Source organism: Thioalkalivibrio sp. AKL6, assembly GCF_000376905.1.
Taxonomy (GTDB): Bacteria; Pseudomonadota; Gammaproteobacteria; order Ectothiorhodospirales; family Ectothiorhodospiraceae; genus Thioalkalivibrio; species Thioalkalivibrio versutus.
In genome coordinates this window covers 19460-40589 of sequence record NZ_AQXS01000009.1, presented here as the reverse complement: position 1 = coordinate 40589, position 21130 = coordinate 19460, and the positions used below count along the sequence as shown (strand labels likewise).

Genomic DNA, 21130 nt, shown 5'->3' with positions numbered 1-21130 from the left:
CTGTGACATAGCCCGGCTACCCGTCTGCCGGGTGATTCGATAGCCCTGTGTCCAACGAAAGCACAGGAGCTACCACGATGACCGAGATACTCCAGCGCATGCCCGACGTTCGACGTCGTACCGGGCTAAGCCGCTCCACCATCTATCGTCTGATCCAAGAAGGCCGATTCCCGAAGCCGATCAAAATTGGCGACCGCGCCTCTGCCTGGCCGGCATCGGTAATTGATCGCTGGATCGCGGAGCGCGTGAGCGATGGGGGTGACAAATGAGCGCCCCCACGAAAAACCCCCGGGGCGCAGCCACGCCGCCGGGGGAGAAAGAGACGGCCCTCGCAGACCATCACCACAAGGCTAGCACGCCGCGCCCTGGGACTAAGACGGCCCGCGTGCTGCGCGCGCTGGCGGAAGGCGGAAGGTTTCACAGGTTCGAGGCCGAATACCGGCTACACGATCACACGCTACCCAGCACTGTCAGCACGATCCAGCAACAGACCGGCTTGCGGGTTGATCGCAAGACGATCGTTGTGCCGGGGTATCAGGGTCGCCCCACCCCCGTGGCGTTGTACTGGCTGGCGGGGGATGAGCTACAGCGAGCCCGGGCCATGCTAGGGATAGGCCGCCAGCGGGGGGAGGTGTGATGTATGGCCCGCCACAAGAAGAGAGGCGAGGCACACGCCCGGATCTACGGCTGGGAACAGCGCACGGTCGCTTGGCAGACCATGAGCCCCGAGGGGAAGGCCCTGCTGATCGAGCTGCGCTTGTTGTATCAGCCGAGCGAAGGGAACCGCGTATTCCTGAGCCTGCGGGAAATTCAGCGCCGTCTGAACGTGGGCCGCCGGGTTGCGGAGCGCGCCCGGGACGAACTGATAGAGCGCGGTTGGATTCGGGTGATAAGCCCCGGGCACTTCAGTATGAAGGTGCGGCACGCCACGGTGTATGCGCTGGAGAACGAGCCGCTCCGCGATGGCGACGGGGCAACCGCTCCGAAAACCTACATGCGCTGGCAGCCCGGAAAATGACGGTGTTCATAGCGCACATCGTTGGTGTTCATAGCGTACACCGAGGCTCTGCAAACGGGGTCGAAATCCACCGCCACGGTGTTCACTGCGTACACCGTCAGGCCCCCAAAGCCCGATCCACGGTGTACATGGTGAACACACAGATAGTGCTACCACGGGGGGGTGATGGTGTGCGATGACGGGAGCGTGATGATCCGGGTAACCGAGCGTTCAGGAGGGCTCCATCTTCGGTACTCGCGTTGTCCGAGTTGCGGACGGTGCGATGGATTCGTGCTGACTGCGAACGGCGAGCGAATGACCGGTGAGGTGGCCCGACGCGTGTTTCGGACCCCTGAGGGCGGTGGTGCCATCAGGCGCGGGTTGTAGGGCGTCACTCGGCTGACCAAGAGCACGCCACGATGACGACGGCCCGCCCCTGGGATCACACCGGGAGCGGGCCGTTTTCGTCTCTGCGGCCGTCGGCGGGAGAAGCCTTCGGGGAAGGCCGATGGAACCTGACGGATCTGGCCGAACGGGGGAGCGCTGAGCCGCTCACACCCAGAAATTTCAGCCTGCTGGGGGGTGGTGTTTATTCAATTGCTCAGTCGGAAAGGCGAACTGGCCCCGAGGTGTCTAGAGTCTTTTGCTATGGTCAGGGACGATTTGTAGCGAGGGGCGGGGCAATGAACCAAGCGGTATCTGGATTCGGCACTATTCGCTTGTATGCGGTTGCGGGTTTGCTATTGGCCTTACCGCTCACGTCAGCGGGCCAGGTGTACCGCTGTGCGGATGCCAGCGGCGGGATCGTCTTTTCCGATTCTCCCTGTGGCGCTTCAGCCGAGGTCCATGATCTTCCCTCGCATAAAACGCCATCAGGCACCCCGGCCGCCCCGCCGCCACCGCAACCCAGCTTGCGAGACCAGCGGCGCGAACGGGAAGCTCAACAAGCCCGTGAGCGTGCGACGGACGCAGAGGAGCGCATCAGGGAGATGCGAGAGGAGAACCACGACCAAGAGCGGTGTGCCCGTATTCAGCGCCGGATCGCCCGCCATGAGCGCGCCGACCCGCTCGGAGCCAGCTTTTCTCCGGACGTGGCAGAACTGCGCCAGAAAGCATCGCTCTACTGCGGCCCTGACCAGCCTACGACCCCTCCATTACCAGGGCCGGTCTACGGCCGTTGAGGCTGGACCGTTCGGTGGCGTTCTTTCCCGTTACTGAGCCACTCCTCTGGAGTTGATGCTAGCGCGGGAAAGATGGGGGTATATTTGGGGGTATCTAGCGGAGGTCGAGCGCATAAACGACGCGTTTTTCAGTATCTTGATTCATAACTATGGTGCCTCTCGCCGGCACCATCTTTTTCTGTGGTTTTCCCGCGTCCGCTCAGCCCCGGTTGCCGCTGCGCTGCGGGCGGCTGCCTCCGGGGCGGCCGCCTCCGCCGGAGCGCGGGCCACCGCGGCGATCGTCGCGCGGCTTGCGCGGGCGTGGCTTCGGCTTGACCGCATCCTGGAACAGGCGTGCCGGGTCCACGCTCGCGGTGGGGATGCGCTCGCCCAGGTAGCTCTCGATATCCGGCAGGTAGAAGGCCGAGTCCTCGCAGCCGAAGCTGATCGCGTCACCTTCGGCGCCCGCACGTGCGGTGCGCCCGATACGGTGCACGTAGTCCTCGCCGGACTGCGGCAGATCGAAGTTGAAGACATGCGTGACCGCCGGGATGTGCAGCCCGCGGGCGGCCACGTCGGTCGCCACCAGGTAGGTGTATTCGCCAGCGGCGAAGTGTTCCAGCAGCTGCGAGCGCTTGTTCTGCGGCACGTCGCCGGACAGCAGCGCGGCCTTCTGGTCGTTCACGTTCAGCCAGTCGCAGACCTTCTCGGCGCCATGCTTGGTGTTCACGAACACGATGGCGCGCTCCGGCTTGAGGTCGCGTGCGAGCCCGAGGAGCAGCGGGATCTTTTCGTCATTGGCCGGGTAGTAAATCACCTGGCGCACGCGGTCGGCAGTCAGGGTCTCGGCCTCGACCTGGACCTTTTCCGGATTGTTCATGTGCTCGTAGGCCAGCTCCATCACGCGGAAGGACAGTGTGGCGGAGAACAGCATCGACAGGCGTTCGCTGGCCGGCGCGCAGCCACGCATCAGAAAGCGCACATCCTTGATGAAGCCGAGATCGAACATGCGATCCGCCTCGTCCAGCACCACCACCTCCGTATGCTTGAGCCCGAAGACCTTCTGCTTGAAGTAGTCGATGATGCGTCCGGGCGTGCCGATCAGGATGTCGGCGCCGGCCTCCAGCTGTTCGCGCTGGCTGTCGTAGCCGGTGCCGCCGTAGGCCAGCGCGAGCTTCAGCCCGGTCTCGGCGCCCAGCGATTCGGCATCCTTGTGGATCTGGATCGCCAGTTCGCGGGTCGGGGCCAGGATCAGGGCGCGCACGTCCGTCGGCCGCCGGTTGGGCGACGGCTGCTGGCGCAGCAGGCGGTTGAAGGTCGCGATCAGGAAGGCGGCCGTCTTGCCGGTCCCGGTCTGGGCCTGGCCGGCGACGTCGTGGCCGGCCAGGGCGATCGGCAGGGTCTGTGCCTGGATCGGGGTGCAGGTTGCGAAACCGGTGGCGCGGATGCCCGCCTGGACGGGTTCGGGCAGATCGAGCTGGTCGAAACGGGGGGTGTCCTGCACGGTTTCGGTCATGGGGTTCCTCGGTTCCTGCGTATTACTTGAACTGTCCGGCGTTGATCGTCGATAGTAAGGGCCGTGCAGCCGGCGGTGCGGGCTGCTCCCCCAACCCAAGTCATGAGGGCTCGGAGTGAGCGAGAAAATTGTGTACACATCGGACGCCGGTTTCGACGAGGACGTCCTGAAGGCGGATCAGCCGGTCCTGGTGGACTACTGGGCCGAGTGGTGCGGGCCCTGCAAGATGATCGCCCCCATTCTGGACGAAATCGCCGAAGAATACGCCGGCAAGGTCAAGGTCGCCAAGCTGAACATCGACGAAAACCCGTCCACGCCGCCGAAATACGGCATCCGCGGGATCCCGACGCTGATGCTGTTCAAGAACGGCGATGTCGAGGCCACCAAGGTCGGTGCCCTGTCCAAGTCGCAGCTGACCGCGTTCCTGGACCAACACCTTTAATGCTTGGGCCTGGCGGTTAACCGCCAGGCCTCGCAGGCGCCCGGCTTCACCGGGGTTGCCCCGCGCCGCCGCCTCGCTTACCATCGAACCAGTTCGAGTGGCCGCCAGGCCATTCCCTGCCTCCTTCTAGTCAATCCGAGTGACCACCCCCGGTCGCCGATCATCCACGTTGAACACAGCATCCCACGCATGAATCTGACCGAATTGAAGCGGATGTCCGCTGCCGATCTCGTGGCCTTTGCCGAAGAACAAGGCATCGAGAACACGTCCCGTGCCCGCAAGCAGGAGATCATCTTCGCCCTGCTCAAGGCTCACGCGAAGAGCGGCGAAGCCATCTTTGGCGACGGTGTCCTCGAGATCCTCTCCGACGGCTTTGGCTTTCTCCGCAGTGCCGACAGCTCCTATCAGGCCGGGCCGGACGACGTCTATGTCTCGCCCAGCCAGATCCGACGCTTCGGATTGCGCACCGGCGATACCATCTCCGGCAAGATCCGCCCGCCCAAGGACAACGAGCGCTATTTCGCGCTGTTGAAGGTCTCGGAGATCAACTTCGAGCCGCCGGAGAACGCCAAGCACAAGGTGCTGTTCGAGAACCTCACCCCGCTGCATGCCAACAAGCGCATGCGCATGGAGCGCGGCAATGGCTCCACCGAGGACATCACCGCGCGGATCATCGACATCGTCTCGCCGTTCGGCAAGGGCCAGCGCGGCCTGATCGTCTCCCCGCCCAAGGCGGGCAAGACGCTGATGCTGCAGAACATCGCCCAGAGCATCGCCGGCAACTACCCCGAGTGCTATCTGATCGTCCTGCTGATCGACGAGCGCCCGGAAGAGGTGACCGAGATGGACCGCATGGTCCAGGGCGAGGTCGTCTCCTCCACCTTCGACGAGCCGGCCCAGCGCCACGTGCAGGTCGCCGAGATGGTGATCGAGAAGGCCAAGCGCCTGGTCGAGCACAAGCGCGACGTGGTGATCCTGCTGGATTCCATCACCCGCCTGGCGCGTGCCTACAACACCGTCTCCCCCAGCTCCGGCAAGGTGCTCACCGGTGGTGTGGATGCCAACGCCCTGCACCGCCCGAAGCGCTTCTTCGGTGCCGCGCGCAACGTGGAAGAGGGCGGCAGCCTGACCATCATCGCCACCGCGCTGGTCGAGACCGGGTCGAAGATGGACGAGGTGATCTACGAGGAGTTCAAGGGCACCGGCAACATGGAGCTCCAGCTGGAGCGGCGCATCGCGGAGAAGCGCATCTACCCGGCGATCAACGTGAACCGTTCCGGTACCCGCCGCGAGGAGCTGCTGACCGCACCCGACGAGCTGCAAAAGCTCTGGATCCTGCGCAAGTTCCTCCACGGCATGGACGACATCGAGGCCATGGAATTCCTGCTTGGCCGCATGCAGTCGTCCAAGACCAATTCCGAGTTCTTCGACCAGATGAAGCGCAGCTGACAGGGGCCGGGCTACGCCCGGCCCCTGTCATCGCGAGCGTCAGCGAAGCGATCGCCCCACGCAGCCGGCCCCTCCCCGGGCTGGCGCTGCGAGCCCTTCTGATTGCCCCACAGAAGGCACGGGGAGCATAGAGAAGGCTATTCTGGCTCAGCGGAATTGGGTTCTCGGGGGTGGCGAGTCGCCGAAAGAACCGGTCACAGACGCCCCCCCCAAGGGGTTCTTCGCCTTCCCCCGTGTTTTCTGGGGTGCCGCAAGCAGACGAGCCACCTCGCCCGTCGCAGCCCGGATGGCGTTCAGCCCGGGACCGGCTCGAAGCTGATCAGCCGGTCCAGGCGCCACCATTGCCGCCGGCCCTCGGCGTCACGCAGGATCAGGTACTCCGCGCTGCGCCGGGTGCGCAAGTCCAGCGGCCGCACGATCGCGATGCGGTCCATCTCCCCGCGGCGCCAGTGCGTGCGCAGGGACTGACCGTGCAGGATGGCCAGCTCCAGCTCGGAATAGCGCTCGCAGTCGATCGGGGTATACGGTGGCGCCGCGCTCACTCGCCCTCCCGCTGGGCGGCGACGCGCGGAATCTCCTCGTCGCCGGCATCCACGCGGCGGAACACGATGGGGGCACAGCACACCGCGCAGTCCTCGACCCATTCGCGGTCATTGCTGACCATGTCCACCGTGATCTCGCCGGGCTCGCCGCACCAGGGGCAGGCGAAACCAACAAACTCGACGGGACGCATTATCGACCCTCCTCCCGGCCCGCAGGCCAGGCTATCGGCGTGGCGATCGAGTCCTGCGGAGTCCCTTCCGGAAGAAAACGCTCCAGCACGTCATTGAGAAACGCCAGGCCCCGTTCCGTGGCCTGCAGGCGCTCCGTATCCGCCCCCAGCAGCCCGTCCGCGCGCAGTTCGGAAAGCGCCGGCTCGAGCGCCGCCAGCGGCAGGCCGCAATGCGCCTCGAAGCTCGCGGCCGGAACACCTTCCACCAGTCGCAGCGCGTTCAGCATGAACTCGAAGGGGCGCTCCGCCGTCGGCACGGTCTGATCGTTGTGCTGCTGCGGCCCGGCGAGATAGGCCTCCGGCTGGCGCGGCTTCATCCGTCGCAGGATCGTGCCATCGTGCACCTGCGTCAGCTTGCCGTGGGCCCCGGCGCCAATGCCGAGATAGTCGCCGAAGGTCCAGTAATTGCGGTTGTGGCGACATTCCTGCCCCGCGCGTGCATAGGCGGATATCTCGTATCGAGTATAGCCAGCCGCCGCCAGATAGGACTGGCCGCGAGTAAACAATTCCTCGATTGTGACGTCCTCCGGCAGTTCGGGTGGGCGCGCCGCGAACAGGGTGTTCGGCTCGAGGGTCAGCTGATACCAGGAGATGTGCCCCGGGTCCTGTTCGATGGCCGCCTGCAGGTCCGCCAGCCCGGCGGCCACCGACTGACCCGGCAGGCCGAACATCAGATCCAGATTGATCGCCTCGAAGCCGGCGGCGCGGGCATGCTCCACTGCGTCGCGGGCCTCGGTGGCGCCGTGGATGCGGCCCAGCCGGGCCAGCATCGCGTCGTCGAAGCTCTGGACACCCAGCGACAGCCGATTGACCCCGCCCTCGCGGTAGCCGCGAAAGTAGGCGCGATCGGCGGTGCCAGGGTTGGCCTCCAGGGTCACCTCGCAGTCCGGGCGCAGCGGCAGCCGGGCACGCAGACCGGACATGAGAGCGTCCAGCGCCTCCGGCGGGAACAAGCTCGGGGTCCCGCCACCGATGAACACACTCTCCAGCCGTCGCCCCCATACATCCGGGAGCTGGCCCTCCAGATCCCGCAGCAGCGCCGCCACGTAGTCGTCGAACGGCGCCTCGCCGCGGGGCTCGTGGGAGTTGAAGTCGCAGTATGGGCACTTGCGCACGCACCAGGGCAGGTGCACGTACAGCGCCAGTGGCGGCGGATGGATCAGGGCGGAGTTCATGTGCGGAGCATAGGCGAGCCCCCGGGTGGCGTCGAAAGCACCCAGTCCCGTCATTGCGGCACCCGGCGTTTGGGTTTTCGCGCCGATCGCCACGGCGCTGCGCGCCTCGCGATGACGGTGCTTTTGCCCCCGTCGTTGCGAGGCCCCGTAGGGGCCGTGGCACAAAAGCGCGAAGCGCGTTGAACGGCCCGCAGGGCGAGCGCAGCGAGTAACCTCCCAACGACACCCCGGCGCATGTTCGGGCCCGCATCGGGGCCAGGCCCGGGGGATCGCCACGCGCCTGCGGCGCTCGCGATCTCCCGGGATGCGCCCCGGAGCCAGGCAGGACCGGGTGTCAGGCCGTCGGGTTGCCCATACGGTTGCGCAGGCTGGCCACGAGCTGTTGCAGGGCCTGGCCGCGGTGGCTCAGGCGGTTCTTGGTTGCCGGGTCCAGTTCGGCCGAGGTGCAGCCTTCCTCCGGAACGAAGAACAACGGGTCGTAGCCGAAGCCCTCGGCGCCGCTGGCCTGCTCGGCGATGCGTCCGGGCCATACGCCCTCGGCGATGATCGGGGCCGGGTCCTCGGCGTGTTCCAGGTACACCACCACGGCGCGGAAACGTGCACCCCGCTGTTCCGGTGGCACGCCTTGCAACGCCTCCATCAGCCGCGCGTTGTTGGCGGTATCGTCGGCGTCCGTACCGGCGTAGCGCGAGGAGTAGATCCCCGGCTGGCCGCGCAGGGCCTCCACCTCCAGCCCGGAGTCGTCGGCGATCGCCGGCAGTCCGGTGTGTCGGGCGGCGTTGCGCGCCTTCAGGATGGCGTTCTCCACAAACGTCAGGCCGGTCTCTTCGGCCTCCGGCACGCCATGCTCCGATTGTGGCTCGATCGCCAGGCCCAGTGGCTCCAGCAAGGCGCGGATCTCGCGCAGCTTGCCGGGGTTGCCGGTGGCCAGCACCACGCGTCGGGGTTCGCCGACCATGGCCCAAATCAGCCTTCGGCCAAAACGGCGCTCTGGGCCTCGCAGATCTCGCGGATGCCCTTCTCGCCCAGATCCAGCATCTGGTCCAGCTCGTCGCGGCGGAAGGCGTGGCCCTCGGCCGTGCCCTGGATCTCGATCACCCCGCCGGCCTCGTTCATCACCAGGTTCAGGTCGGTCTCGGCCTGGGAGTCCTCGTCGTAATCGAGGTCCAGCACCGGCGTGCCATTGAAGATGCCCACCGAGACCGCTGCCAGGTGCCCGTGCAGCGGGTCCTTGCGGATCAGGCCCTGTTCGCGTGCCTTGCGGATGGCATCGCGCAGCGCGACGTAGGCCCCGCTAATCGCGGCCGTGCGGGTGCCGCCATCGGCCTGGATCACGTCGCAGTCGACGACGATCTGGCGTTCGCCGAGGGCCTCGAGATCGACCGCGGCACGCAGCGAGCGGCCGATCAGGCGCTGGATCTCCATGGTGCGACCGCCCAGCTTGCCCCGGGCGGCCTCGCGCACCATGCGCTCGTGGGTGGAGCGCGGCAGCATGCTGTATTCGGCGGTGACCCAGCCGCGGCCCTTGTTCTTCAACCACGGCGGCACGCGCGACTCCACCGTGGCGTTGCACAGCACGCGCGTGTCCCCGAATTCCACCAGTACGGAACCCTCCGCGTGACGGGTAAAATGGCGGGTAAAACGCACGGGGCGCATCGCGTCGGCTGCTCGGCCACTGGGTCGCATGCTGTGATCCTTGCTAGATTTGAGAGGGGCGCAGTATACGGGCCATGAGTGTAGTGCGTCGCCCGATGGGGCGACGCACTACACTCATGCCTTGCGCAGCAGGGACCGCAACGGGGGAATAATGATTACCAGCATGACCGGATTTTCCCGGCACGCCATCACCCTGGATGGGGGCGTGTTCGACTGGGAGCTCAAGAGCGTCAATCACCGCTACCTGGAGCTGCGGATCCACCTGCCGGATCACCTGCGCTCGCTGGAGGCCGAGGTGCGTAAACGCCTCAAGGGTCACCTGGCGCGCGGCAAGGTGGATGTGGTGCTGCGCGACCGGGGCCAGGCGGACAACGCCCCGGAGGCCTTCGATCAGGAGCGCGCGCAGGCGCTGATCGATGCCTGCGCGGCGATCGAGCGAAGGATGCGCGATCCGGCCCCGGTCTCGCCGCTGGACGTGCTGAGCTGGCCTGGCGTCCTGCAGGGCGCCTCGGATGCCGGCGAGGTCCTGGCGGAGCCGCTACTGGCCGGCTTCGACACCGCGCTGGAGGCCCTGGTCGCGATGCGCACGACGGAGGGGGCGGCCCTGGCCGATGGCATGCGCACGCGCCTGGAGGCCCTGGCGGAGCATGCCCGGACGGTCCACTCGCGGCGTCAGCCGATGCTCGACGAGCAGCGCGAACGCATCCTGGCGCGCATCCGCGAACTGGACCTGCACCTGGACCCGAAACGCCTGGAACAGGAGGTCGCGTTGCTGGCCCAGCGCATGGATATCGCCGAGGAGCTGGATCGCATCGACGGTCACGTGGCGGCCGTGCGCGAGATCCTGGACCAGGGCGGGCCCAGCGGTCGGCGGCTCGACTTCCTGATGCAGGAGTTCAACCGCGAGGCCAACACCATATCCTCCAAGTCGCACGATCTGGAGATCACTCGTGCCACAGTGGAAATGAAGGTCCTGATCGAGCAGCTGCGCGAGCAGGTGCAAAACCTGGAATAGCCGATGCGCCGGTTTCGCCTGCGCCTGGCGATCTCGCGCCAGGAGATGGAGGACTACTACACTGGCCGCGCCGCGGTGGTCTTTGCGCAGGCCGACAGCGGCGAAAGCGTGCAATTCCCGGCGCGGCTGCTGCGCAGCCATCTGGATCAGCGCGGCGTGCATGGCGTGTTCGAGCTGATCACCGACGATGACTACAAGCTGAGGGAGTTTCGCCGTGTGTAAGGGAGGCGTTCATCAGCCTGCACAATCGGCGCGAGTGCGGGCGAGTACAGTGAGCGCCGTCTCCCTCAGGCCCTTGAAAACGCGGGAAGTGTCCCCTAACTGTAAGGGTGAGTCAGATGACACCCACACAGGAGGGAACACCATGACCATGACCCGCTACGAACCGTTCAGCCTGCTCGGTCAACTGTCGCGCGAACTTGGGCGCATGCCGGACATGCCCGGCACCGAGGACTCCGCCGCGACCTCCGACTGGGCCCCCGCAGTGGACATCCGCGAAGAGACCGATGCCTACGTGCTGCATGCCGATATCCCCGGGGTAGACCCGAAGGACATCGAACTGAACATGGAGAATGGCGTGCTGACCCTGCGCGGCGAGCGCAAGCACGAAAGCGAGGAAGAGAAGGATGGCTACAAGCGCATCGAACGCGTGCGTGGCTCGTTCTTCCGCCGCTTCTCGCTGCCGGATACGGCGGATGCCGAAAACATCTCCGCGCGCAGCGAGAACGGCGTGCTGGAGGTGCGCATCCCGAAGCAGGCCCGCGTGCAGCCGCGCCGGATCCAGATCGAGAACTGATCCGGCCTCACGTGCCCGGTGGGGATGCTCGCCCACCGGGCGAGACACGGGCGCTGCCCCGGGTTCCACCCGCGGTGGCGCCCGTTTTTTTGAACCTAGGGAAACACTGATCAATGTACACGTTCGCGTTGGCACCCCAGGTTTTCCGAGACAAGGCGCGTCGTGCAGCGGGTAGTGGTTCTACCCGCAAGCGGCGCAACGCAGGATCGGGGAACCTGGGGTGCCAACCCCACAAGCTATTGAAAGACGGGGCTCGGCCTCTTTTGCGCACGCACGGCGTTGCGGCTCCCTTGTGCAGAATGACTGCACGGCGGTCGCCGCGCCTTGTTCGCACGCAAAAGCGACTCGAGCGCGAACGTGTACATTGATCAGTGTTTCCCTAGGGAGGCACGGATCTTTTTCTGCGGCTCCTGTCTCCCGGGGTGACAGCCGCATCCCGGCTATCATGCCCACTGGCGGGATCCGGGTGTCACCCGAGGACGCAGCCGCAACCGCTCGAGGAAAGCAATGGAATACAAGGACTACTACAAGGTCCTCGGTGTGAGCCGCGACGCGAGCCAGGACGAGATCAAGAAGGCCTACCGCAAGCTGGCGCGCAAGTACCACCCGGATGTCAGCAAGGACCCGGACGCCGAGACCCGCATCAAGGAGGTCAACGAGGCCTACGAGGCCCTGGGCGACGCGGAAAAGCGCAAGGCCTACGACCAGCTGGGCTCTAACTGGCGCCAGGGACAGGACTTTCGTCCGCCGCCCGGCTGGGACGGCCGGGCGCAATACGGCGGTGCCCGTGGGGGCGCCGATGCCGGTGGCTTCTCGGACTTCTTCGACTCGATCTTCGGCGGTGGCGGCATGGGTGGGGGGCGTCGCCGTGGTGGGGCCGGCTTCAACATGCGCGGCGCCGACCGCGAGGGGCGCGTGGACATCAGCCTGGATCAGGCGCTCAAGGGCACCGAGGTCTCGGTTCAGGATGCCGAGGGTCGGGTGCAGCGCGTGCGCATCCCCGCCGGGGCCAAGGATGGCTCGCGCCTGCGGGTGCGCGGCCAGGGCGACCCGGGCGTTGGCAGTGGTGGCGCCGGCGACCTGCTGCTGGAGATCCGGGTCAAGCCGGATAATCGCTACACGCTGGACGGTCGCAACCTCTACCGCGACATCCCGATCACCCCTTGGGAGGCCGCGCTGGGCGCGACGATCGAGGTGCCCACGCCGCATGGCTGGGTCAACCTGAAGGTCCCGGCCGGCACCCAGTCGGGCAAGCAGATGCGCCTGAAGGGCAAGGGACTGCCGGGCAAGCCACCGGGTGATCTCTACCTGAAGCTGCTGGTGCAGGTCCCGCCGGAGGACGAGGCCGGTGACTGGTACCGCAAGATGGCCAAGGAGTCGTCCTTCGCCCCGCGTGCCAACCTGGCGCCCTGATCGAAGATCGCCCATGCGTCGGCTGGTTCCCCTTCTGATCCTGGCCCTGGCCCTGCTCGGGGCCGCACCGGCCGCCGCCCAGCTCCCGGCCGCGGTGGACGGTCAGCCCCTGCCCTCCCTGGCGCCCATGCTCGAGCGCACCATCCCCGGGGTGGTGAACATTGCCACCCGCGCGCGGGTGGTGGAGTCGGTCAGCCCGCTCTTCGACGACCCCTTCTTCCGCCGGTTCTTCGATGTCCCCGAGCGTTCGCGTGAGCGGGAACGCCAGGGTCTGGGCTCCGGCGTGATCGTGGACGCCGCGGCCGGCACCATCCTGACCAACAGCCACGTGATCGCGCGCGCCGACGCGATCCTGGTCACCCTCTTCGATGGCCGCCAGTACGAGGCCGAGGTGGTGGGCACCGACCCGGCCACCGACGTCGCCGTGATCCGCATCGACGCGGAGGACCTGCAGGCGATCCCGCTGGCGGACTCCGACGCCCTGCGCGTGGGCGACTTCGTGGTCGCCATCGGCAACCCCTTCGGCCTCGGCCAGACGGTGACCAGCGGCATCGTCAGTGCCCTGGGCCGCAGCGGACTGGGTGGTGACGGCTTCGAGGACTTCATCCAGACCGATGCCTCCATCAACCCTGGCAACTCCGGCGGGGCGCTGGTCAACCTGCGTGGCGAGCTGGTCGGAATCAATACCGCCATTCTCGCGCGCGGCGGGGGCAACATTGGTATCGGCTTCGCGATCCCCGCCAACATGGCCAGCCAGATTCGCGACCATTTGCTGGCGGAGGGTCGTGTCGAACGCGGCGCGCTGGGCGTTGAGATGCAGGATCTGACCCCGGCGCTGGCCCAGGCCTTTGAGTTGGACATTTCCCAGGGCGCCGTGCTCACGCGGGTGGTGCGTGGATCCGCCGCCGAACGCGCCGGCCTCCAGAGCGGAGATATCGTGCTGCGCGCGGACGACCAGCCGGTGCGCAGCGCCGGCGACCTGCGCAACCGGCTCGGCTTGCTGCGCGCCGGTTCCGATGTGCGCCTGGACGTCCTGCGCGACGGGGCCGAACAGCGGATCGTCGCCCGTCTGGATCGCCCCGAAGAGCGGCGCATCGAGGGCGCGGCCGTGCATCCGCGGCTGGAGGGTGTTCGCTTGTCCGAGGCCACCGGGCGTGACGGGGGCAGTCGCGTGGCGGTGATCGCGGTGGAGCCCGGCACCCCGGGGGCGCGCGCCGGCCTGCGCGCGGGCGACGTGCTGCTGGCCATCAACCGCCAGCGCATCCAGCGCCTGTCCGACCTGCCGCAACAACTGGCCGCACACCAGACCCTGGAGCTGCAACTGCGTCGCGGCAACCAGACCCTCTTCCTCACCCTGCGCTGAAGACCGGCCGTGTTCCATTGCGCCCAAGTCCGCGCGCAACTCCGTCACCCGGCGCACCCCCGTCATCCCGGCCGGAGCGAAGCGGAGAGCCGGGATCTCCCGCGCTGGAGCCTCCGCGGACGCCCGGGTCATCTCCGGCGGTGGAGATCCCGGATAACCGCTGTGCGGTTTCCGGGATGACGATGTGGGGGTGGCCGGGATACCCCATGTCCTGAGCTGGGCCCCGTGGGAGCCTGCTTGCAGGCGAATGCTCCTGCCAAAGTCGGACGCGGGCAGGGGCATTCGCCTGCAAGCAGGCTCCTACAAGGGGGGGGCGAACAGCGGGTGACGTTCAGAAACCCGGGGTGTTTTTCTCCACCCAGCGGTCGGTGCCGTCGGCCAGGGTCTCGCGTTTCCAGAACGGGGCCTCGTGCTTCAGGCGTTCGAGGATGTCGCTGCAGGCGTCGCGGGCGGCGATGCGGTGGGCGGACCAGGTGGCCACCAGCACCAGGGCATCGCCGGGACGCACATCGCCGACGCGGTGAGCCACATGGCAGCCCAGCAGCGGCCAGCGCGCCTCGGCCTCGGCGACGATGCGCTCCAGCTCGCGCTCGGTCATCCCCGGATAGTGCTCCAGGAACAGGCCGGTCACGTCCTCGTCCTCGTTGAAGTCGCGCATGCGGCCGACGAAAACGCTGGCCGCGCCGCGGGCGTTCGCCGGGATGGATTGCTCGGCCTGGCGGACGACCTCCCAGGGGTCGAAGTCGCGGGTGTGGATCTCGACCGCCACCCTAGCCCCCGGTCACCGGCGGGAAATAGGCGACCTCGTCGCCATCGCGCACCGGGGTCTCCAGGCTCGCCTGTTCCTGGTTGACCGCGGCCATCAGGCGTTCCGGGGGGGCATCCTGGTGCAGGTGCCGCCACAGCTCGCCGACGGTCAGGCCTTCTCCGGGCAGGGCCACTTCTTCGCCCTGGCGGCCCAGTTCCTCGCGCAATCGCGCGAAATAGTGAACGCTTACGGTCATTCCGGCCCCTGTAAACATGACTGCGAGTCAAGCATTATAGCCGGCATGAACGAATTCACTCACTTCGATGCCGAAGGCCATGCGCACATGGTCGATGTTGGCGAAAAGTCCGTCACCCATCGCGTGGCGATCGCCGAGGGCCGGATCCACATGCAGCCGGACACCCTGCAGCGCATCCGCGAAGGCCGCCATGCGAAAGGGGACGTCCTGGGTATTGCCCGCGTGGCTGGCATCATGGGGGCCAAGAAGACCGGCGACCTGATCCCGCTTTGCCACCCGATCGGACTGACCCGGGTGGCCCTGGATCTGGAGACGGAAGACACCGCCGTGCGCGTGCAGGCCACCTGCGAGGTGCACGCCCAGACCGGGGTGGAGATGGAGGCGCTGACCGCCGTATCCACTGCGCTGCTGACGGTTTATGACATGTGCAAGGCCGTGGATCGCGGCATGCAAATTGATGGTGTTCGCCTGCTCGAGAAACGCGGGGGCCGCAGTGGCACCTGGCGGGCCGAACCGAAAGGAGATTCCGAATGAAATGGATCAAGCGCCTGCTGGGCCTGATCGCCGTACTGATCCTGCTGGCCATCATCGTGGCCGCCTACCTGCTGATCACCTTCGATGCGAATGACTACAAGGAGCGCATCGAAGCGGAGGTGCAGGAAGCGACCGGGCGCGAGCTGACCCTCTCCGGGCCGATCGGCCTGACCCTGTTCCCCAGCCTTGGGCTGCGTCTGGAAGAGGTGCGCTTCGGCAATGCCGAGGGCTTTGGCGACGAGCCGTTCGCCGAGGTCGACGTGGTGGATGTTGCGGTGGCGGTGATGCCGCTGCTGCGCCGCGAGCTGGAGGTCCAGCGCGTGCAGGCCGACGGCGTGCGTCTGAACCTGGCGCGTGACGAACAGGGCCGCAACAACTGGGACGACCTGCTGGATCACGCGGGCGCCGCCCGCGACGAGGCCGTGGGTGCGGATGACGACGAGCGCACCACGACCGAGACCCGGCTGGCCCTGCAGCGCATCGACGTGGCCGGAATCTCCCTGACCAATACCCGGGTGCACTGGGATGATCGCGAGACCGGCATGCAGGCCACCCTGGACCCGTTCGAGCTGCAGATTGGGCGCTTCCGCCCGGGCGTCGAGACGCGGCTGGATCTGGAAGCGGTCGTGCGCGCCGAGGGCGGCGATCTGGCCGAACCCGTGGAGCTCGCGCTCGATCTCGGCGGGCTGATGAACGTCGACCTGCTCAACGAGCGCTACTCCGTGCGTCGTCTGAACGCCACCCTGGGCCTCGACGGTGGTGGCTTGCCGCGCGCCGTGGGCATGACCCTGGAAACCGATGTGGCCCTGGAAATGGCCGACGCGATGTCCCTGCGCCTGGAGCGTCTGACGCTGGGTGTCGCCGGCGTGCGCATGACTGGATTTGCCGAGTTGTCCGAGCTGGATGGCGAGCAGCCGCAGATCCGCAGCGAGATGCGCACCAACACCTTCAACCTCAAGGACGTGTTGACCGACCTGGGAATGGGCGCCCCCAAAACCAGCGATCCGGATGCCCTGGCCCGGGTTGCCCTGGACCTGTCCGCCCACGGCAGCTTCCAGGCGTTGAACATGGACCCGTTCCTGATCACCGTGGATGACGCCATGCTGAGCGGTTCCGCGGGCTGGGATGGTCGCGGGGAACGCCCGCTGATCACCTTCGATGTCTCGGGCGAGCGCCTGAATCTCGACCGCTACCTGCCGCCGGAAGTGGAAGAGGCGCGCACGGAAAACGGCAATGGCAATGGCGAAGCCGACGAGGATATCGCCATCGAGTTGCCGCTGGAGGCCCTGCGCAGCGTCGATGTGGATGGCAGCGCGGCGCTGGGCCGCCTCGACGTGATGGGCATGGTCTTGCGCAACATCGAGCTGCAGATCCGCGCCGAGGCGGGCGACTGGAATATCCAGCCCCTGAATGCCGAGGCCTACGACGGCGAGCTGAGCAGCCGCCTGCGCCTGGATGCGCGCCACGATGCCCCGCGCTACGAGCTGGCAGCCGACCTGCAGGCCCTGGATATCGGGGCCCTGCTGGAAGACTTTCAGGGTGACGATGCGCGCCTGATGGGTACTGGCAACCTGGAGCTGGACATTGCCACCCGGGGCGAGCTCCTGAGCGAGCTGAAGGGTGCCCTGAACGGCTCCGGCAATATGCGCTTCGAGGATGGCGCGGTTCGCGGCATCAACGTGGCCCAGATCATCCGCCGGGCCGAGGCGCGCCTGCGCGGCGAGCAGCTGGAAGAAGACGAGCCCAACCAGACCGATTTCAGCGAACTGACTGGCAGCTTCACCATTCGCGACGGCATCGTGCGCAACGAGGACCTGGCGGCCAGCTCGCCCCTGCTGCGGGTGAGCGGCGAAGGCCAGGCCGACCTGAACGACGACACCCTCGACTACCGCGTGAACAGCACCGTGGTCGGCACGCTGGAGGGCCAGGGCGGCCGGGAACTCGACGATCTGCGGGGCGTGACGCTGCCGATCCGCATCAGCGGCACGTTCACCGACCCGAGCTTCCGTCTCGACCTGGAGGACGCCCTGCGGGACCGTTACGAGGGCGAGGTCCGCGAACGCGTGCAAGAGGAAGAGGATCGTGTCCGCGAACGCCTGGACGAGGAAGAAGAGCGCGCCCGCGAGCGCATCGAGCAGGAGTCCGACCGGCTCCTGGATCGCTTCCGCAGTCGCTGATCACCCGCGGCGCCCGCCCCCGGTGCGGGTGCCGCCATGGTCGATTCGCCCATGAACGCCTTCGCCAAGCGGCTGCTCGCCTGGTTCGATCGCCACGGCCGCCAGGACCTGCCGTGGCAGCATCCGCGCACGCCCTATCGGGTGTGGGTCTCCGAGATCATGCTGCAGCAGACCCGGGTGGAGACCGTCGTCCCCTACTTCCTGCGCTTCATGGAGCAGTTCCCCGACGTGCAAAGCCTTGCCGAGGCCCCGCAGGACGCCGTGCTGCACCAGTGGTCGGGGCTTGGCTATTACGCCCGTGCGCGCAACCTGCACCGCGCCGCACAGGTGGTGGTCGAGGAACACGGGGGCGTGTTCCCCGCCGAGCGCGAGGGCCTGGAACAACTGCCGGGCATCGGGCGCTCCACTGCCGCCGCCATCATCGCCCAGGCGCACGACGTGCCCGAGGCCATCCTGGATGGCAATGCCAAGCGCGTACTCGCCCGTCACGCGGCGATCCACGGCTGGCCGGGCAGTACCGCCGTCCAGCGCGAACTGTGGGCCGAGGCCGAGGCGCGTACCCCTGCCACACGCTGCGCGGATTACACCCAGGCGATCATGGACCTGGGCGCCCTGCTCTGTTCTCGCAGCCGCCCCGCCTGTGAGGCCTGCCCGGTGCACGCGGACTGCGGCGCCGCGCAGCAGGGCCTGACCGGCACGTTGCCTTCGCCCCGGCCGCGCCGCGATCTGCCCACACGCACGCGTTGGGCCGCCTGTCTGCGGGCACCGGAGGGTATCGCGTTGATCCAGCGCGAACAGGACGGCATCTGGGGCGGTCTCTACAGCCTGCCCGAGGCCGAAACCGCCGAGGCCCTGGAAGACTGGGTGCTCGTTCAGTGGCCCGGTGCCACCCCGTCCGTTGCCGATCACGGGCTCCAGCACAGCTTCAGCCACTACCGCCTGGATCTGCGCGTTCGGTCCTTCGACCTCCCGGCTGGCGCGTGTGGGATCATGGAAGGCAACAGGGTGATTTGGTATAAACCCGGCACATCACGGGCGGTCGGCATCCCGGCCCCCATCCAGCGTTATCTGCACGACGACAAGGATCCCGGCAATGGCACGAACCGTTAACTGCGTGAAACTCGGCAAAGAGGCGGACGGGCTCGACTTCCCGCCCTATCCCGGCGAGATGGGCAAAAAGATTTACCTGAACGTGTCCAAGGAGGCCTGGCAGGCCTGGCTGAGCCACCAGACCATGCTGATCAACGAATACCGCCTGACCCCGGTCGACCCCAAGGCGCGCAAGTTCCTCGAAGAGGAAATGGAGAAGTTCCTGTTCGGCGACGGTTCGGAAAAGCCGGAAGGTTTCGTCGACCCGAACGCCTCCTGAGTCGCAGTTTTCCGCGGCTCGTATCGATCTGGCAGCCCCGCGCGCTTGACGTGGGGCCGCCGGACGGCTTTAATACCGCCCTTCGTCCGCAGGACGATTCCCCCGAAGTATGGCCGGGTAGCTCAGTCGGTAGAGCAGGGGATTGAAAATCCCCGTGTCGGCGGTTCGATTCCGTCCCCGGCCACCATTATTTCCCCCTGTGGCACCATCGCCCCATGAGCGTTCGCCCTATCCTGCGCATGGGACACCCCGACCTGCGTCGCACCTGCGACCCGGTACCCGAATCCGATTTTGACAGCCCCCGGCTGCACGCCCTGGTGGACGAACTGGTCGACACCATGCACGCCAACGAAGGGCTCGGCCTGGCCGCCGCCCAGATCGGTGTGCCTCAACGCGTTGCCGTAATCGAGATCCAGCCCGGCAATACCCGCTACCCCGGCGCCGTGCCCACCGGCCGCCTGGTCCTCGTCAATCCGGCCGTGACCGTGCTCGACCCGACGCCGCAGCGCTACTGGGAAGGCTGCCTCTCCGTGCCCGGCCTGCGTGGCGAAGTCGCGCGACCGCGGCACATTGCCGTGGACTACCGCGAGCCGGACGGAACGCCGTGCCATCTGGAGCCCGAAGGCTTTCTCGCCACCGTCTTCCAGCACGAGATCGACCACCTCGACGGCAAGCTCTACATCGACCGCCTCACCGACACCACGCGCCTCGCCTTCCTCGACGAATACCGCGAGTTCTACGCGGAGCCGTAGGGGCTCACACCCCGTGGAGGCGCGGCCAGGCGTTGCGCACTACCTCCGCCCCCAGCGCGTCCAGCAGGGGGTGGGCAGCCAGGCCGAGCAGGCCATCGGTCAGGGGATTCTCGTCGCCGCAGCGCACGGCCAGCTGCAGATGCGTGCCCCGCTCGATCGGCGTCAGCCGGTAGCAGCCCTCGCAGGACAATCCAGTCAGCGCGCGCCAGCCGAGCAGACGCGGCGGGACGGCGACCAGCACCTCCACGTCGAAGACCAGCGGCACTCCGGCCACCCGTACACGCCAGCGATAGCGATCGGGCCCGACGCGGGTAATGGACTCGATGGCCTCGCTGTAGGCAGCGAACGCCTCCACCCGGGCCATCAGATCGAACACCGCTTCCGGAGCGGCATCGATCTCCATCTCGTGGTGGACCACCGACATCGGCCACCGCTCCAGGTTGCAGGGTCGCCGCCGGTCGGACCGGCGGCCCAGGCCCGTTCAGTCGTGCACGATGATGCGGGAGCCCGCGGCGTCGATATCCACGCGGGAGCTGGAGTAGGCGCAGGCCTGCGCGATATCTTCCAGTCCCGGCATGTCATTAAGCTCCGCCAGCCGATGCAGCAGGCTGCCGCCTTCACAGTCGCGCGGCATGCCTTTCTCGTCCAGCGTGCAGCCAAACTCGCCGCCATTCACCGACCAGTCCATGCCGGCCGGCATCTTCAGCACCACCGGTTCCTCGTGCATCACCTGGAACTTCGCCCGCATGGCGTTCTTGCCGTCCTCCCAGTCGAGCACCGGTATGTTGTCTACGCTGCGCATGCTGTGCCTCCTTCGCGATTCCGCGAGGTTGCATCGGATTCCGTCGGGCCGTTCTCCGCCCCTGTCCTTTGACGCTAGACCCCGTTCCCGAGGCGGTCAAAGGTGACCCCGGTGGCGGTGGGGACGGGTTCGTGCCGTCTTTCATTAACGGCATGGCGGATTGCTCCAACGAGGCACAATGCAGGCAAACAGGCATGGTTTGAGCCCGAAGTTCCCCCATCATTTCGGGCCCGAAATGCCCCGTTTAAGGGCGGAAGCCGACACCTAAACCCGGTAAAGTCCTTTAACATCCGATTGTTGCCTTGGTCCGACCCCGTTTGGGTTGTCATATCGCGTCACCGTGTGAATACCGGTTACCTGACAGCCGGTAGCCTGGCGCTGGTGCACCCTGTGTTCACCGCGCGGGGCGCGAGCCTGCTGCCACAGACCATCTCGACGGCACCCTGTTCATCGACCGCATCGCTGACACAGGCGGTCCAGCGTTCCTCAACGAATACCGCGAGTTCCACGCGGAGGCGTAGGTTTCACGCACGGTGGAGGCGCGGCCAGGCGTTACGCACCACCTCCGCCCCCAGCGTGTCCAGCAGCGGGTGGGCAGCCAGGCCGAGCAGGCCATCGGTCCAGCGGATGCTCGTCGCCGCAGGGCAAAAGGCAAGGTCTGACCCCGAAGCTCGCCCCGAAGCTCGCGAAGGATGATGGGGCGCAGCGCTCGCTGGGAGCAGACGGGAAACCACACCT

At 67.0% G+C, this 21130-nt stretch carries 25 protein-coding genes, 1 tRNA gene and 2 pseudogenes; 17 read left to right on the top strand and 11 right to left on the bottom strand.

Annotated elements, in window-relative coordinates:
- Nucleotides 1–77 precede the first annotated feature (77 nt).
- The 3 genes from D575_RS0105350 to D575_RS14660 all read left to right on the top strand — a co-directional run bounded on the left by D575_RS0105350 (nucleotide 78) and on the right by D575_RS14660 (nucleotide 2178).
- Nucleotides 78–269, top strand: coding sequence for an AlpA family transcriptional regulator (locus D575_RS0105350; RefSeq protein WP_018144886.1), 192 nt, complete (start codon nucleotides 78–80; stop codon nucleotides 267–269).
- Nucleotides 270–640: 371 nt separating this feature from the next.
- Entirely contained in the window at nucleotides 641–1018 is a 378-nt protein-coding gene (locus tag D575_RS0105340; RefSeq protein ID WP_018144884.1) for a helix-turn-helix domain-containing protein, read from the top strand.
- Between the two features lie 398 nt (nucleotides 1019–1416).
- Entirely contained in the window at nucleotides 1417–2178 is a 762-nt protein-coding gene (locus D575_RS14660; RefSeq protein WP_081612097.1) for a DUF4124 domain-containing protein, read from the top strand.
- Between the two features lie 199 nt (nucleotides 2179–2377).
- Here D575_RS14660 and D575_RS0105330 read toward each other — a convergent pair whose 3' ends face one another.
- Complete coding sequence (locus tag D575_RS0105330; RefSeq protein ID WP_018144882.1) at nucleotides 2378–3673, bottom strand: DEAD/DEAH box helicase; 1296 nt, start codon at nucleotides 3671–3673, stop codon at nucleotides 2378–2380.
- A gap of 115 nt (nucleotides 3674–3788) precedes the next feature.
- Here D575_RS0105330 and trxA point away from each other — a divergent pair, with 115 nt between their 5' ends.
- Entirely contained in the window at nucleotides 3789–4115 is a 327-nt protein-coding gene (gene trxA, locus D575_RS0105325; protein WP_018144881.1) for a thioredoxin TrxA, read from the top strand.
- Nucleotides 4116–4304: 189 nt separating this feature from the next.
- A complete protein-coding gene (gene rho / locus D575_RS0105320) occupies nucleotides 4305–5564 on the top strand; it encodes a transcription termination factor Rho (protein WP_018144880.1) in 1260 nt (419 codons plus the stop codon).
- Between the two features lie 293 nt (nucleotides 5565–5857).
- On the opposite strand, the gene D575_RS0105315 is transcribed toward rho, so the two are convergent.
- The 5 genes from D575_RS0105315 to rph form a co-directional block, all read right to left on the bottom strand.
- The gene (locus tag D575_RS0105315; protein WP_018144879.1) at nucleotides 5858–6106 is read right to left on the bottom strand and encodes a transcriptional antiterminator, Rof; all 249 of its coding nucleotides are present in this window, start codon (nucleotides 6104–6106) and stop codon (nucleotides 5858–5860) included.
- Entirely contained in the window at nucleotides 6103–6297 is a 195-nt protein-coding gene (locus tag D575_RS0105310; RefSeq protein WP_018144878.1) for a CPXCG motif-containing cysteine-rich protein, read from the bottom strand. Before D575_RS0105310 ends, D575_RS0105315 begins: the two co-directional genes overlap by 4 nt.
- On the bottom strand, nucleotides 6297–7565 hold the full coding sequence (gene hemW, locus D575_RS0105305; protein ID WP_018144877.1) for a radical SAM family heme chaperone HemW: 1269 nt from the start codon (nucleotides 7563–7565) through the stop codon (nucleotides 6297–6299). Before hemW ends, D575_RS0105310 begins: the two co-directional genes overlap by 1 nt.
- A gap of 280 nt (nucleotides 7566–7845) precedes the next feature.
- Complete coding sequence (rdgB, locus tag D575_RS0105300; protein ID WP_018144876.1) at nucleotides 7846–8469, bottom strand: RdgB/HAM1 family non-canonical purine NTP pyrophosphatase; 624 nt, start codon at nucleotides 8467–8469, stop codon at nucleotides 7846–7848.
- Between the two features lie 8 nt (nucleotides 8470–8477).
- On the bottom strand, nucleotides 8478–9197 hold the full coding sequence (rph, locus tag D575_RS0105295) for a ribonuclease PH (protein ID WP_026182060.1): 720 nt from the start codon (nucleotides 9195–9197) through the stop codon (nucleotides 8478–8480).
- Between the two features lie 121 nt (nucleotides 9198–9318).
- On the opposite strand from rph, the gene D575_RS0105290 reads away from it, so the two are divergent.
- From D575_RS0105290 to D575_RS0105270, 5 genes are all read left to right on the top strand, one after another.
- Entirely contained in the window at nucleotides 9319–10182 is an 864-nt protein-coding gene (locus D575_RS0105290) for a YicC/YloC family endoribonuclease (RefSeq protein WP_026182059.1), read from the top strand.
- Between the two features lie 3 nt (nucleotides 10183–10185).
- Nucleotides 10186–10404 (top strand): DUF2835 family protein, encoded by a 219-nt coding sequence (locus D575_RS0105285; protein ID WP_018144873.1) that lies wholly within the window; start codon nucleotides 10186–10188, stop codon nucleotides 10402–10404.
- Between the two features lie 142 nt (nucleotides 10405–10546).
- Nucleotides 10547–10978, top strand: coding sequence for an Hsp20/alpha crystallin family protein (locus D575_RS0105280; protein WP_018144872.1), 432 nt, complete (start codon nucleotides 10547–10549; stop codon nucleotides 10976–10978).
- 507 nt (nucleotides 10979–11485) lie between these two features.
- Complete coding sequence (locus tag D575_RS0105275) at nucleotides 11486–12391, top strand: DnaJ C-terminal domain-containing protein (protein WP_018144871.1); 906 nt, start codon at nucleotides 11486–11488, stop codon at nucleotides 12389–12391.
- Nucleotides 12392–12404: 13 nt separating this feature from the next.
- Complete coding sequence (locus tag D575_RS0105270) at nucleotides 12405–13754, top strand: Do family serine endopeptidase (protein WP_018144870.1); 1350 nt, start codon at nucleotides 12405–12407, stop codon at nucleotides 13752–13754.
- Between the two features lie 331 nt (nucleotides 13755–14085).
- Here the strand turns inward: D575_RS0105270 and D575_RS0105265 are convergent, their stop codons facing one another.
- Complete coding sequence (locus tag D575_RS0105265) at nucleotides 14086–14523, bottom strand: molybdenum cofactor biosynthesis protein MoaE (RefSeq protein WP_018144869.1); 438 nt, start codon at nucleotides 14521–14523, stop codon at nucleotides 14086–14088.
- A 1-nt stretch (nucleotide 14524) separates the two neighbouring features.
- Nucleotides 14525–14758 carry a molybdopterin converting factor subunit 1 gene (gene moaD / locus D575_RS0105260; RefSeq protein ID WP_018144868.1) on the bottom strand — a complete coding sequence of 78 codons (234 nt, stop codon included), beginning with the start codon at nucleotides 14756–14758 and terminating at the stop codon, nucleotides 14525–14527.
- A 45-nt stretch (nucleotides 14759–14803) separates the two neighbouring features.
- On the opposite strand from moaD, the gene moaC reads away from it, so the two are divergent.
- The 6 genes from moaC to def all read left to right on the top strand — a co-directional run bounded on the left by moaC (nucleotide 14804) and on the right by def (nucleotide 19590).
- Complete coding sequence (gene moaC / locus D575_RS0105255) at nucleotides 14804–15292, top strand: cyclic pyranopterin monophosphate synthase MoaC (RefSeq protein ID WP_018144867.1); 489 nt, start codon at nucleotides 14804–14806, stop codon at nucleotides 15290–15292.
- A complete protein-coding gene (locus D575_RS0105250) occupies nucleotides 15289–17469 on the top strand; it encodes an AsmA family protein (RefSeq protein WP_018144866.1) in 2181 nt (726 codons plus the stop codon). The genes moaC and D575_RS0105250 overlap by 4 nt, the downstream gene beginning before the upstream one ends.
- A 51-nt stretch (nucleotides 17470–17520) precedes the next feature.
- Complete coding sequence (mutY, locus tag D575_RS0105245; protein WP_018144865.1) at nucleotides 17521–18579, top strand: A/G-specific adenine glycosylase; 1059 nt, start codon at nucleotides 17521–17523, stop codon at nucleotides 18577–18579.
- A complete protein-coding gene (locus D575_RS0105240) occupies nucleotides 18563–18838 on the top strand; it encodes an oxidative damage protection protein (protein WP_038032041.1) in 276 nt (91 codons plus the stop codon). Before mutY ends, D575_RS0105240 begins: the two co-directional genes overlap by 17 nt.
- Nucleotides 18839–18949: 111 nt before the next feature.
- Nucleotides 18950–19025: transfer RNA gene (locus D575_RS0105235), tRNA-Phe, on the top strand.
- A gap of 28 nt (nucleotides 19026–19053) precedes the next feature.
- Nucleotides 19054–19590 (top strand): peptide deformylase, encoded by a 537-nt coding sequence (gene def, locus D575_RS0105230; protein WP_018144863.1) that lies wholly within the window; start codon nucleotides 19054–19056, stop codon nucleotides 19588–19590.
- A gap of 4 nt (nucleotides 19591–19594) precedes the next feature.
- Here the strand turns inward: def and D575_RS0105225 are convergent, their stop codons facing one another.
- Together D575_RS0105225 and D575_RS0105220 are read right to left on the bottom strand one after the other, a co-directional pair.
- The gene (locus tag D575_RS0105225; protein ID WP_018144862.1) at nucleotides 19595–20014 is read right to left on the bottom strand and encodes an SRPBCC family protein; all 420 of its coding nucleotides are present in this window, start codon (nucleotides 20012–20014) and stop codon (nucleotides 19595–19597) included.
- A 57-nt stretch (nucleotides 20015–20071) separates the two neighbouring features.
- Entirely contained in the window at nucleotides 20072–20392 is a 321-nt protein-coding gene (locus tag D575_RS0105220; RefSeq protein WP_018144861.1) for a hypothetical protein, read from the bottom strand.
- A 425-nt stretch (nucleotides 20393–20817) separates the two neighbouring features.
- On the opposite strand from D575_RS0105220, the pseudogene D575_RS13905 reads away from it, so the two are divergent.
- Nucleotides 20818–20913: pseudogene (locus D575_RS13905) on the top strand (peptide deformylase); the annotation flags it as partial.
- Between the two features lie 3 nt (nucleotides 20914–20916).
- Here D575_RS13905 and D575_RS13900 read toward each other — a convergent pair.
- Nucleotides 20917–21034 (bottom strand): annotated as a pseudogene (locus tag D575_RS13900) (polyketide cyclase/dehydrase); the annotation flags it as partial.
- Nucleotides 21035–21130: the final 96 nt, after the last annotated feature.